General features: G+C 59.9%; 12 protein-coding genes. 9 read left to right on the plus strand and 3 right to left on the minus strand.

Annotation, left to right across the window (positions count from 1 at the left end):
• The first annotated feature begins 2 nt into the window (after window positions 1-2).
• On the plus strand, window positions 3-1,856 hold the full coding sequence (locus tag AB4N47_RS14745; RefSeq protein ID WP_341639466.1) for a hypothetical protein: 1,854 nt from the start codon (window positions 3-5) through the stop codon (window positions 1,854-1,856).
• A 127-nt stretch (window positions 1,857-1,983) separates the two neighbouring features.
• Here the strand turns inward: AB4N47_RS14745 and uraH are convergent, their stop codons facing one another.
• The gene (gene uraH / locus AB4N47_RS14750) at window positions 1,984-2,337 is read right to left on the minus strand and encodes a hydroxyisourate hydrolase (protein ID WP_024012214.1); all 354 of its coding nucleotides are present in this window, start codon (window positions 2,335-2,337) and stop codon (window positions 1,984-1,986) included.
• Window positions 2,338-2,757: 420 nt separating this feature from the next.
• Here uraH and puuE point away from each other — a divergent pair, with 420 nt between their 5' ends.
• The 8 genes from puuE to AB4N47_RS14790 all read left to right on the plus strand — a co-directional run bounded on the left by puuE (window position 2,758) and on the right by AB4N47_RS14790 (window position 10,887).
• Complete coding sequence (gene puuE, locus AB4N47_RS14755) at window positions 2,758-3,684, plus strand: allantoinase PuuE (RefSeq protein WP_024012213.1); 927 nt, start codon at window positions 2,758-2,760, stop codon at window positions 3,682-3,684.
• Complete coding sequence (uraD, locus tag AB4N47_RS14760) at window positions 3,681-4,196, plus strand: 2-oxo-4-hydroxy-4-carboxy-5-ureidoimidazoline decarboxylase (protein WP_016773760.1); 516 nt, start codon at window positions 3,681-3,683, stop codon at window positions 4,194-4,196. The genes puuE and uraD overlap by 4 nt, the downstream gene beginning before the upstream one ends.
• An 87-nt stretch (window positions 4,197-4,283) precedes the next feature.
• Window positions 4,284-5,279 carry an allantoicase gene (gene alc / locus AB4N47_RS14765; protein ID WP_016773759.1) on the plus strand — a complete coding sequence of 332 codons (996 nt, stop codon included), beginning with the start codon at window positions 4,284-4,286 and terminating at the stop codon, window positions 5,277-5,279.
• Between the two features lie 119 nt (window positions 5,280-5,398).
• The gene (locus tag AB4N47_RS14770; RefSeq protein WP_016773758.1) at window positions 5,399-5,902 is read left to right on the plus strand and encodes an ureidoglycolate lyase; all 504 of its coding nucleotides are present in this window, start codon (window positions 5,399-5,401) and stop codon (window positions 5,900-5,902) included.
• A 51-nt stretch (window positions 5,903-5,953) separates the two neighbouring features.
• On the plus strand, window positions 5,954-7,267 hold the full coding sequence (locus AB4N47_RS14775; RefSeq protein WP_341639465.1) for a urate hydroxylase PuuD: 1,314 nt from the start codon (window positions 5,954-5,956) through the stop codon (window positions 7,265-7,267).
• A 162-nt stretch (window positions 7,268-7,429) separates the two neighbouring features.
• Window positions 7,430-8,782 (plus strand): nucleobase:cation symporter-2 family protein, encoded by a 1,353-nt coding sequence (locus AB4N47_RS14780; RefSeq protein ID WP_341639464.1) that lies wholly within the window; start codon window positions 7,430-7,432, stop codon window positions 8,780-8,782.
• A 162-nt stretch (window positions 8,783-8,944) separates the two neighbouring features.
• Window positions 8,945-9,730 (plus strand): outer membrane protein OmpK, encoded by a 786-nt coding sequence (locus AB4N47_RS14785; protein WP_125918590.1) that lies wholly within the window; start codon window positions 8,945-8,947, stop codon window positions 9,728-9,730.
• 371 nt (window positions 9,731-10,101) lie between these two features.
• Window positions 10,102-10,887 carry an outer membrane protein OmpK gene (locus AB4N47_RS14790; RefSeq protein WP_341639463.1) on the plus strand — a complete coding sequence of 262 codons (786 nt, stop codon included), beginning with the start codon at window positions 10,102-10,104 and terminating at the stop codon, window positions 10,885-10,887.
• Window positions 10,888-10,978: 91 nt separating this feature from the next.
• On the opposite strand, the gene AB4N47_RS14795 is transcribed toward AB4N47_RS14790, so the two are convergent.
• The gene (locus tag AB4N47_RS14795) at window positions 10,979-12,148 is read right to left on the minus strand and encodes a patatin-like phospholipase family protein (RefSeq protein ID WP_460154263.1); all 1,170 of its coding nucleotides are present in this window, start codon (window positions 12,146-12,148) and stop codon (window positions 10,979-10,981) included.
• Window positions 12,149-12,182: 34 nt separating this feature from the next.
• Window positions 12,183-13,115, minus strand: a complete 933-nt coding sequence (locus AB4N47_RS14800) for a lipid A biosynthesis lauroyl acyltransferase (protein WP_122505993.1) — start codon at window positions 13,113-13,115, stop codon at window positions 12,183-12,185.
• Window positions 13,116-13,178 lie beyond the last annotated feature (63 nt).

Here is a 13,178-nt window from a genome sequence, read left to right on the forward strand (position 1 = left end):
CCATGGCCAAGTCACCCAAAAAAGTCCCTGCAGTAAAACCACCCGATGCCCCCGATGCTGGACATTCCGGCTCACCGCCTCTCGTCAGCCGTATGGGCCTGGACATGCCTGACGCCCTGCTTCTGGGCATCGATTTACCGGCCGTCAGTCAAGCGGCAAGCACATCTGCCGCAGCCAGCACACTGCCCACGGTTACTGTTCACGCCTTGCCGGATGCAACGGAGAACTTCAGCGCCACTCGTAACGCAATCGCCTGGCCGCAGGAGCGTTTTCACGAACTGGTGCCAGTGGCGCAGAACGATGGCTTGTTCACCGGGACGGATCAGCGCACGTACGCTCAGATCGCTGATGAAGGCCAGTTCGTCGTCGAGCAGGACGGGCATGGCAATTATCATGTGCCTCTGACCTTTGCACCCGGAGTGCCCGGCCTGCCCCTGTCACGACTCGAGGGTCAGACGACCTGGCAGATACGGCGGCCCGAGAGGCTATCCAACCGGCCTGCATCCGCCACCCCCAACCTGCCCTCATACATCTCGCCGGCCGACGCCATCACGCTGACCAAGCCCGAACTGGCAACGGAGGGCCTTCGATACAACAGGCTCAGGCAGACCTTCGTAACGACGGTGGACGGCACGGTCATGGTGCGCAAAAACAAGGATGGCGAATACCAACAAGCGTTTGCCTCGACGAGCAATGCACCCGACGTTTTCTTCGAGCAAATCCCCGGCACTGTTTTCTGGCGACAAAAACCGCCCGGGGCGAAGCCATCCGAAACGCAGGCCCAATCCAGCCAGCCAGGCGAACAGACCGACCAGGCAACACCTGGCCCGAGCAAGCGTCCCCGACTTGCCGAAGCCGCAGAGACGCTAACCGCGTCGACAGCCAAGCCGTCCTCCGACAACTACCAGACGCCGTATTTCTGGCTTCCCTGGGGGCATCTGAACATACCTGCGCACACCGAATCGGTACAGCTTGGCTGGCTGCATTATCCAATCGTTCCGGTTGGCTCGAATACGGCGCCCACAGTCTATTTCGTATGTCATCCAGAGTTTTTCCCGAGCGGTTTCGACGCTTTCGAGAACATGCTGATAAACACGCCCGAGCGACAGCCGGTAGCGACTTTTCGCATCGGCAGTGATCCGGGTGAAGTCCATCCGGGCAAACGCTTTTTCGAAGAACCGATAACAACGTCCGTCGCTCGCGCGTTCCCTGATTTTTCGCAAGCGACAACGACAGCCGTTGCCCGCAGGTTATTCGAACTCGCCGATCATTCCCCGACGATTACCGGCACCGGCCTGATCAACGTTCAGGCCGTCTTGCATCAATGGAAGCAACTGCCGTTTTCCACAGCGCCTGATTTTGCCGACCCGCTGAATATGCTCGCCATAGCGCCAGACATCGACCTGGGGGGCAAGCGGCTTATCCCGATGCCTTCCCAGACCGACAGCGAATTGCAACGCCTGACCTTTGATCCACAGCACTTCTCCTCCGCCTGGAATCATTACAAGACCTATCCATCAGATCTGAATCTGCGGCGATTGCTCGGCGCGTTGCTGGTCGGCTGTGGTTACGAGCTGTTTCCACTGACCTATGAACACAGAATGCCGACGCTGGTATTCAAACGAGCCGGTCACGATCAAATCTTCTTTTTGAAACTGGGGGCAATCAGTCAAGCCGGCCTGACTCACGTTCCTGGCAACGAACTGACAGAACCGAGCTTGCCCGCCAGAATCGGTCAGGACGCCTTCACCGCACTGACCGATGCAGCGACGCGGAACAAGGTGGTATGGCTGATAGGAGGCGTATTGAAGGTCGCGTCCACGCCAGACTCGGTGTTCATTATTCGCGAGCGTTGACCCGAGACTCGACTGCGCCGGCAGTTGCGCCGTAAAAACGCATAAAAAAAGCCCGCAGTGTGAGCGGGCGAAAGACCAAAGAAGCTATATGCGCAGTCGCTTCCCGGTGGGGGCAGCTGCTTGGGGGTCAGCTGCCCCGATACGTGGAATAGCTGTAAGGCGAAATCAGCAGGGGCACGTGGTAGTGCTCCTGCTCGGCGGAAATGCCGAAACGCAGTACGACGACATCGAGAAACGCCGGCTCGGGCAGTTGTACGCCACGGGCGCGGTAGTAATCGCCGGCATGGAACTGCACCTGATAAACCCCGGTGCGATAATCGTCGCCTTGCAGCAACGGCGCATCGACCCGGCCATCACTGTTGGTTGTCGCACTGGCGACCAATTCCAGCTGCGATCCTTCAACGCGGTACAGCTCGACCTTGATCGAGCTGCCCGGGCAACCGTGTGCAGCGTCCAAAACGTGTGTTGTCAAACGTCCCATTGATTCTGCGCGCCCGGCCGCAACAAGCGGTCAGACTTCGCGCCTCCCGAAGTCAGTTGAAAAGGAGACCGCACCGTTTCAGAGCACGAAACGCTGCGGCGAGTGACTGATTAAGACACTTTTCAAAAAAATTGTACACAATAAAAACGACATTTTTCGCTTCACCCCCGCCATGCGGGTCTTTATCACCAATTCGCAGGCAAAGCGCCTGATCATTGAACCTTCTATTCATTAGCTGACTGGTCAGGCAGGTTTCTTGCAGGCTGGAACCATTAACAGCAAAAGATGACAGCCGGTGAAAAATGGGAAAATTCAGGCTTACAAAATGTAAATAAAGTTGTATACAATCAGCCCATCGCTGTGACGCCAGCCTGCCAGGCCGCCACACCAATCTGTCAACGTACAAGAAGGAAGACTGCAGTGAGCGCTGACTACCCACGCGACCTGATCGGTTACGGCAGTAACCCTCCTCACCCACACTGGCCGGGTAATGCCCGGATCGCCCTGTCCTTCGTACTCAATTACGAGGAAGGTGGCGAGCGCAACATTCTGCACGGCGACAAGGAATCCGAAGCCTTCCTCTCCGAAATGGTCGCCGCTCAGCCGCTGCAAGGCGCGCGCAACATGAGCATGGAATCGCTTTACGAGTATGGCAGCCGCGCCGGCGTCTGGCGGATTCTGAAGCTGTTCAAGGAATTCGACATTCCGCTGACCATCTTCGCCGTGGCCATGGCCGCCCAGCGTCACCCGGATGTGATCCGTGCGATGGTCGAAGCCGGTCACGAGATCTGCAGCCACGGCTATCGCTGGATCGATTACCAGTACATGGACGAAGCGCAGGAACGCGAGCACATGCTCGAAGCGATCCGCATCCTCACCGAACTGACCGGCGAACGTCCGCTGGGCTGGTACACCGGCCGCACCGGGCCGAACACCCGTCGCCTGGTCATGGAAGAAGGCGGTTTCCTCTACGACTGCGACACCTACGACGACGACCTGCCCTACTGGGAACCGAACAACCCGACCGGCAAGCCGCATCTGGTGATCCCCTACACCCTCGACACCAACGACATGCGCTTCACGCAAGTGCAGGGTTTCAACAAGGGTGACGATTTCTTCGAATACCTCAAAGACGCCTTCGACGTGCTTTACGCCGAAGGTGCCGAAGCGCCGAAAATGCTTTCGATCGGTCTGCACTGTCGCCTGATCGGCCGTCCTGGTCGCCTCGCTTCGCTCAAGCGCTTTATCGAATACGCCAAAAGTCATGAACAGGTGTGGTTCAGCCGTCGCGTCGACATCGCGCGTCACTGGCAAGAAACCCACCCGTACCAAGGGACTGCAAAATGAGCCGCTTTCAAACCCTGCAACCGTCGACCCTGAGCCGCGACGCTTTCGTCAAAGCCTTCGCCGACATCTACGAACATTCGCCATGGGTGGCCGAAAAGGCCTACGACCTCGGTGCGGACGCTTCGATCGACGAGATCGAAACCCTGCATCAGCGCATGAGCGATATCCTGTTGAGCGCCGATCATGCCAGCCAGCTGGCCCTGATCAACGCTCACCCGGACCTGGCCGGCAAAGCTGCCGTCCAGGGCCAACTGACCGAAGCCAGCACCAATGAACAGGCTGGCGCCGGTATTCACCAATGCACGGCCGAAGAGTTCCAGCGCTTCACCGAGCTGAACGACGCCTACAAAGCCAAGTTCAAGTTTCCCTTCATCATGGCAGTAAAAGGCAGCAACCGGCATCAGATCCTCGCGGCGTTCGAAACGCGCATCAACAACTCGGTGGAAGCCGAGTTCAAATGCGCGCTGGCGGAGATCAACAAGATTGCCCTGTTCCGTTTACTGACTCTTTAGCAAGCCTGGCCCGAGCGTGAATGAACGCGCAAACGCCCAGGGCCCTGCGAGCATCCCCAGCCAACTTATCAAAGGCAGACAAGAAGAATGAAAGCTTACGCCGTACCTTTCGAAAAATACGTCAACCTGGCCGACGCCCGTCTGGGCACCAAGATCATTTCGGTCACCGATGACTGGTTCGCAGACGCCAATCGTCTGTTCCAACCGACCCCGGCCGTATGGAAGGAGGGCGTGTTCGATGACAACGGCAAGTGGATGGACGGCTGGGAGTCGCGCCGCAAGCGCTTCGAAGGTTTCGACAGCGCGGTGATCCGTCTGGGCGTACCGGGTTCGATCAAAGGCGTGGACATCGACACTTCATTCTTCACCGGCAACTACCCGCCATCGGCCTCGCTGGAAGCGTGCTTCCTGGCCTCGGGCGAGCCGGATGAAAACACCCAGTGGACCGAAGTGCTGTCGGCCGTCGAGCTGCAGGGCAACAGCCATCACTACCATGAAATCAGCAACGACAAAGCGTTCAGCCACCTGCGCTTCAACATCTACCCGGACGGCGGTGTTGCCCGTCTGCGTGTGTACGGCATTCCGTTCCGCGACTGGTCCGCTGTGGGCGACAACGAGCAAGTGGACTTGGCAGCAGCCCTCAACGGTGGCCGCGCCCTCGCCTGCTCCGACGAACACTTCGGCCGCATGAGCAACATCCTCAACCCGGGCCGTGGCATCAACATGGGCGACGGTTGGGAAACCGCACGTCGTCGTACGCCGGGCAATGACTGGGTGATCGTCGCGCTGGGTCATCCGGGCGAGATCGAAAAAATCGTCGTCGACACCCTGCACTTCAAAGGCAACTACCCGGACACCTGCTCGATCCAGGGCGCGTTCGTGAAAGGCGGCACCGACAGCCAGATCGAAACCCAGTCGCTGTTCTGGCGCGAACTGCTGCCAAGCCAGAAGCTGGAAATGCACGCCGAACACACCTTCGTCGAGCAGATCAAGGCACTCGGCCCGATCACCCACATCCGCCTGAACGTGTTCCCGGATGGTGGCGTGAGTCGCCTGCGTGTACTCGGCAAGGTGGCTAAATAGGGTTGAACCCATTCGCGAGCAGGCTCGCTCCCACAGGGGATTGCATTCCAAAGGTGGGAGCGAGCCTGCTCGCGAAAGCGTCAGAACCAACAAAACAGAATTCGGAAAAGAAGAACAGCATGCGCACATTGACGATTGAACCGCTGACCAAAGAAGCCTTCGCCCCTTTCGGTGACGTGATCGAAACCGACGGCAGCGATCACTTCATGATCAACAACGGTTCGACCATGCGCTTCCACAAACTGGCGACGGTCGAAACCGCGACGCCTGAGGACAACGCGATCATCAGCATTTTCCGCGCCGACGCGCAGGACATGCCGCTGACCGTTTGCATGCTGGAACGCCATCCGCTGGGCAGCCAGGCTTTCATTCCGCTGCTCGGCAACCCCTTTCTGATCGTGGTCGCGCCAGTTGGCGATGAACCTGTATCAGGCTTGGTCCGCGCCTTCGTCACCAACGGCAGGCAGGGCATCAATTACCATCGCGGCGTCTGGCACCACCCGGTGCTGACGATCGAAAAGCGGGATGACTTCCTGGTGGTTGATCGCAGTGGCACAGGCAATAACTGCGATGAGCATTTTTTCAAAGAGGATGAGCGGTTGATCCTCGCCCCCCACCAATAAGAGAAGGTCCGATCACTCGACAACAAGAGTGACGGGCGAGAGGTAAAGACTGTGGAAGCACATCTGTTGGAATGGCTGAACCTGAGCGTGCGCTGGGTTCACATGATCACTGGCGTGGCCTGGATCGGCGCGTCGTTCTACTTCGTCTGGCTGGAGAACAACCTCAACCGCGTCAACCCGAAAACCGGTCTGGCCGGTGATCTGTGGGCGATCCACGGCGGCGGCATCTACCACCTGGAAAAATACAAACTGGCCCCACCGTCCATGCCGGACAACCTGCACTGGTTCAAGTGGGAAGCCTACTTCACCTGGATGTCGGGGATCGCGCTGCTGTGCGTGGTGTTCTACTCCAATCCGGTGCTCTACCTCGTCGCACCCGGCAGCGGCCTCAGCGGTCCTGAAGGCGTGGCCATCGGTATCGGCTCGCTGATCGTCGGCTGGTTCGTCTACGACTTCCTCTGCGATTCGGCCCTGGGCAAGAAACCTGCCCTGCTCGGTTTCATCCTGTTCGTGCTGATCATTGCCGCCGCCTATGGCTTCAGCAAAGTGTTCAGCGGTCGTGGTGCGTACCTGCACGTCGGCGCGATCATCGGCACCATCATGGTCGGCAACGTGTTCCGCATCATCATGCCGGCGCAACGGGCACTGGTTGCTGCGATTGCCGAGAACCGTACGCCGGATCCGGCCCTGCCGGCCAAAGGCTTGCTGCGTTCGCGTCACAACAACTACTTCACCCTGCCAGTGCTGTTCATCATGATCAGCAACCACTTCCCGAGCACTTACGGCAGCCAGTACAACTGGTTGATCCTCGCCGGGATCGCGGTGTTGGCGGTATTGGTGCGTCACTACTTCAACACCCGTCACGACAGCCACAAGTTTGCCTGGACCCTGCCGGTGGCAGCGGTGGGCATGATCTGCCTGGCCTACGTCACCGGCCCGACGCCGATGTCGACTGCACCTGAAGTGGCCAAGACACCGGCGAAAATCGAGTACCAACCGCTGCCGGAAACGGCACTGGGCGGTGGCGCGAAACCGGCCGAAGCGGCGCAACCTGCGGCACCCGCAGCCCCTGCGGCGGCACCCGCGCAAGCCTCGAATGCCGGCCCCGGTTTTGACAAAGTGCACAACGTGATTCAAGAGCGTTGCACGGTGTGCCACTCGTCCAAGCCGACCAGCCCGTTGTTCAGCGCAGCCCCGGCCGGTGTGATGTTCGACACCCCCGAGCAGATCCGCCAGAACGCCGCGCGCATTCAGGCGCAAGCCATCACTACGCAGATCATGCCACTGGGCAACATCACCCAGATGACCCAGCAGGAACGTGACCTGATCGGTGCCTGGATTGCCCAGGGAGCGCAGACCAATTAATCGTTGAAAGCATCGCGAGCAGGCTCACGCCTACAGAGATCCTGTGGGAGCGAGCCTGCTCGCGAATGGCCGCCGCAACGCGGTCTCCCCTGATGCAAAGAAACAGCTGCAAGCAACCCGGCAGCTGTTAATCACAAGAATAAAAAAGATCCGAGGTGTTGCATGTCCGAGCTGTCCAAAGCGCGCATCCCCGACGCACCCGCCATTCAGCGTTTGCCCCTTTTGCAACTGATCCTGGTCGGTCTGCAACATGTTCTGCTGATGTACGGCGGTGCCATCGCGGTGCCGCTGATCATCGGACAGGCCGCTGGCCTGAGTCGTGAAGAAATCGCCTTCCTGATCAACGCCGACCTGCTCGTCGCCGGCATCGCCACTATCGTGCAGTCGCTCGGCATCGGCCCGATGGGCATTCGCATGCCGGTGATGATGGGCGCCAGTTTCGCTGCGGTCGGCAGCATGGTGGCCATGGCTGGCATGCCCGGCATCGGTCTGCAAGGGATCTTCGGTGCAACGATCGCTGCCGGTTTCTTCGGCATGCTGATCGCACCGTTCATGTCCAAGGTCGTGCGTTTCTTCCCGCCGCTGGTGACCGGCACGGTCATCAACTCGATCGGTTTATCGCTGTTCCCCGTGGCCGTGAACTGGGCCGGTGGCGGGGTCGACGCCGCGCAATTCGGATCGCCGATTTATCTGGCCGTCGCCGCGCTGGTGCTGGCCACCATCCTGCTGGTTCACCGCTTCATGCGCGGATTCTGGGTCAACATTTCCGTGCTGATCGGCATGTGCCTGGGCTATGTATTGTGCGGCGTGATCGGCATGGTCGACCTCAGCGGCATGGCCAGCGCACCGTGGATTCAGTTCGTCACCCCGTTGCATTTCGGCATGCCGAAATTCGAGCTGGCGCCGATTCTGTCGATGTGTCTGGTGGTGGTGATCATCTTCGTCGAGTCCACCGGGATGTTCCTCGCGCTGGGCAAAATCACCGGCCAGGAAGTCTGCCCGCGCATGCTCCGTCGCGGCTTGCTGTGCGATGCCGGCGCGTCGTTCTTCGCCGGTTTCTTCAACACCTTCACTCACTCCTCGTTCGCGCAGAACATCGGCCTGGTGCAGATGACCGGTGTGCGCTGCCGATCGGTGACCATCGTTGCCGGCGGTCTGCTGATCGTCCTCAGCCTGTTGCCGAAAGCGGCGTTTCTGGTGGCATCGATTCCACCGGCGGTGCTGGGCGGCGCGGCGATTGCGATGTTCGGCATGGTCGCCGCGACTGGCATCAAGATCCTCCAGGAGGCGGACATCGGTGACCGCCGCAATCAGCTGCTGGTCGCGGTGAGCATCGGCATGGGCCTGATCCCGGTGGTACGTCCGGAATTCTTCGCCCACCTGCCGCTGTGGATGAGCCCGATCACCCACAGCGGCATCGCCATGGCCACCCTCAGCGCGCTGACCCTGAACCTGCTGTTCAACATCCTCGGCGGCAAGGAGCGTGCGGCGATCAATGATTGCCATGCGCACTGATTGAAACCACCACACCACCTGTGGGAGCGAGCCTGCTCGCGAAAGCGCTGTGTCATTCAACATTGATGGCGACTGACACAACCGCTTCGCGAGCAGGCTCGCTCCCACAGGGACTACGCAACTGCTTGTGCCTCAAACAATAAAAACAACAGGGAGCAACAGATGATCCGCACGCAAAGCAACGTTCTGTTGAGTGGCGGCCTGCTGGCCGCGAGTCAGGCCATGGCCGGCGATCTGCTGCTGTGGCAGAGCAACAGCCTCAGCTATCTGTACGGCAAGAACTTCGCGATCAACCCGTCCTATCAGCAGACGGTCACCTTCGAGCACGCCGACAAGTGGAAGTACGGTGACAACTTTCTGTTCGTCGACAAGATCTTCTACAACGGCAAGGAGGACCCGAACAAAGGTCCGCACACCTTCTACGGCGAGTTCACCCCGCGCCTGTCGTTCGGCAAGATCCTTGATCGCAAGATCGAGTTCGGTCCGATCAAGGATGTGCTGCTGGCAATGACCTACGAGTACGGCGAAGGTGAAAGCGAGGCCTACCTGATCGGTCCCGGCTTCGATCTGAAAGTGCCCGGCTTCAACTACGTCACCCTGAACATTTTCCGTCGCCAGACCGAAGGCCCGCGGCCCGGCGACGGTGTCTGGCAGATCACCCCCGCGTGGTCCTACAGCTTTCCGTTGGGCAATTCCGATGTGCTGATCGACGGCTACCTCGACTGGGTCGTCGACAACGACGAAAACTCACGCGGCACCTACCACGCTAACCTGCACATCAATCCGCAGATCAAATACGACCTCGGCAAAGCCCTGGGCTGGAGTCAGAAGCAAGTGTACGTCGGCACCGAGTACAGCTACTGGAAGAACAAATACGGCATTGAAAACAGCCACTCGTTCGATACCAACCAGAACACTGCCAGCCTGCTGCTGAAGGTGCACTTCTGAAATGGTCCGCAACCGTGCGCCATGCCTGTCGTCGGTGCTCTGTTGCGGGGCACTTGAGCCTTGGCCGAGGAGTCAGTATTCTCCGCGGCCTTCCGAATTCGCTCTAAAAAAAAGCCCGAATTCAATTTCTGACCGAAAAGCCAACTTATCCCGGCTGCGGTCAGTCCTGAGGCATCCCGAAAACACGCTCGTCGACTGTTTTTCAGCAGCCGAACGGGCGTTTTTTGGTTTTTCGAAAGCCTTGGCGCAGCTTTTGCTACCAGCATTCAAAGCTGACCGATCGGATGAAATTTGCGGTACGAAAAAAGGCGCCACATCAGAGCGCCGAACTTAAAAAAATAACGTGGAACACCTACTTTGGGAGCAACCGAATGAAACGTATGTGCACCAGCCTGATGCTGGCCGGATCGATGTTCGCCGGCGGCCAGGCGATGGCCGAAGGCCTGCTGCAGTGGCAGAACAACAGCCTGACCTACCTGTATGGCAAGGACTTCCAAGTCAACCCGCGCATTCAGCAGACCGTGACCTTCGAGCACGCCGATGCCTGGAAGTATGGGGACAACTTCCTGTTCATCGACAAGATCTTCTACAACGGCAAGGATGATGGCGGCGTCGGCTCCAACACCTACTACGGCGAGATCAGCCCGCGCCTGTCGTTCGGCAAGATCTTCGATCAGAAACTGGCCTTCGGCCCGGTGACTGACGTGTTGCTGGCCATGACCTACGAGTTCGGTGAAGGCGATACCGAGTCGTACCTGATCGGTCCGGGCTTCGACCTGGCGATCCCGGGCTTCGACTACTTCCAGCTGAACTTCTATCAGCGTCACACCCAGGGCGCACGCGCCGGTGACAATGTCTGGCAGATCACCCCGGTCTGGTCCTACACCATCCCGGTGGGCAAATCGAACATCCTCATCGACGGCTTCATGGACTGGGTGGTCGACAACGACTCCAATTCCAAGGGCGATTACCACGCCAACCTGCACTTCAACCCACAGGTCAAATACGACCTGGGCAAGGCGCTGAATTTCGGCGAGAAGCAGTTGTATGTCGGTGTTGAGTACGACTACTGGTCGGACAAGTACGGGATCAAGGACAGCCAGTACTTCAAGACCGATCAGAGCACCACGAGCTTCCTGGTCAAGTTCCACTTCTGACCCTAAAAGCTTCGCGAGCAGGCTCGCTCCCACATTCAGACCGAGTTCCAATGTGGGAGCGAGCCTGCTCGCGAAGGCCGCGCCGCAAATGTCAGGCTGAAACCGCCTCGGATATCCGCAAAAACCGGCACAGCTCCTCGCGCTTGGCCAACGCATCCCGCCGCCCCAACTCGATCAACTCGCTGCAATACCCCGCCTCGAACAGCAGGTAACTGAGCACCCCCGCCCCGCTCGTCTTCGTCGCCCCCGGCCCGCGCAGAAACAGGCGCAACGCCGCTGGCAGCTCCTGACGATGCCGTGCGGCGATTTCGTCGATCGGCTGACTCGGCGCAATCACCAGCACCTCCACCGGCGCCACACCCAGCGCGCGGGTCGGCGTGCCGGCCGGGAGCAAATGACTGAACTGATTCAGACGCTGCAGCAACTCGATGTCGCTTTCCAGGCTGTCGATAAACGTGCTGTTGAGCATGTGCCCGCCGATCTGCGCCAGCGTCGGTTGCTGGCCGCTGTAGGCGCGTTCCAGCGGCTGCTGCGGATCGACGCCGCGCGGGTTGCCGCTGACGCCCACCACCAGCACGCGGCTGGCACCCAGATGCAGCGCCGGGCTGATCGGCGCCGACTGGCGTACTGCGCCGTCACCGAAATATTCCTCGCCGATTTTCACCGGCGCGAACAACAGCGGAATCGCTGAACTGGCCAACAGGTGATCGACCGACAATTGCGTCGGCACGCCAATGCGGCGGTGCCGCAGCCAGGCGTCGATGGTGCCGCCGCCCTGATAGAACGTCACCGCTTGCCCCGATTCGTAGCCGAACGCAGTCACCGCCACCGCATGCAATTGCTTGCGCGCGATGGATTCGGCGATGCCGGGCAGCTGCAGTTTTTCCTCGAGCAGTTCGCGCAGCGGCGAACTGTTGAGCAGCGCCACCGGCATCTGCCGACCGAGGCCGAGCAGGCTGTGGCTGACGAAGCGGCTGGCTTGATGGATCACGCCCGGCCAGTCGCTGCGCAGCACGCGGTGGCTGCGAAAGCCCTGCCAGAACTGGGTCAGGCGTTCGATGGCGGCGCGAAAATCCGTGGCGCCACTGGCCAGGCTGACCGCATTGATCGCCCCGGCGGAGGTGCCGACGATCACCGGAAACGGATTGTCCGCGCCGACCGGCAGCAACTCGGCAATCGCCGCCAGCACCCCGACCTGATAAGCCGCCCGAGCCCCGCCGCCGGAAAGAATCAAACCTGTGACCGGTTCAGCAGGACTCATCGCAACACTCCACGGTGCTTGTCAGACCGGCTAATCAACGACGCTTGGGATAAAGTTTCGGCTCGCCCGGCGGGCGGCTCTTGAAGCGCCGATGCGCCCACAGGTATTGCTCGGGGCAGGCACGCAAAGCGCTCTCGACCCACTGATTGATGCGGATGCAATCGGCCTCCTCGCTCTCGCCGGGGAAGTCATCCAGCGGCGGATGGATCACCAGGCGATAACCACTGCCGTCGGCCAGACGTTCCTGAGTGAACGGCACCACCAACGCTTTGCCCAGGCGCGCGAACTTGGTCGTCGCAGTGACAGTGGCGGCCTGAATGCCGAACAGCGGCACGAAGATGCTCTGCTTGGCGCCGTAATCCTGATCCGGCGCATACCAGATCGCCCGTCCCGAGCGCAGCAGTTTGAGCATGCCGCGTACGTCATCGCGCTCCACGGCCAGCGAATCGAGATTGTGCCGCTCGCGGCCACGGCGCTGGACGAAGTCGAACAAGGGGTTTTTGTGTTCGCGGTACATGCCGTCGATGGTGTGCTGCTGGCCGAGCAGCGCCGCGCCGATTTCCAGCGTGGTGAAATGCGCGGCCATGAGGATCACGCCTTTGCCTTCGCGCTGAGCCTTCTGCAGATGTTCAAGGCCTTCGACGTGGGCCAGTTTCGCCAGACGCTCGCGCGACCACCACCAGCTCATCGCCATTTCAAAAAAGGCGATCCCGGTGGAGGCGAAGTTTTCCTTGAGCAGGCGTTTGCGCTCGGCGGCGGATTTTTCCGGGAAGCACAATTCCAGATTGCGCCGGGCGATGGTTCGCCGGTCGCTGGCGACGCGATACATCAACGCGCCCAAAACTCGACCGATGGTCAGCAGCGCCGGATACGGCAGCTGCACGATCAGCCACAAAAGCCCCAGGCCGCACCAGAGCGGCCAGAAGCGCGGAGCAAGATATGCTTTTCGAAAACGCGGGCGATCCATTAAAGCTTCCGTAAATACAGTGGCCGCGCATTCTACATCGTTCGACCCGGCTTGCGGCTCGCG

The sequence above is a fragment of the Pseudomonas sp. S3_G06 genome, from assembly GCF_054667565.1.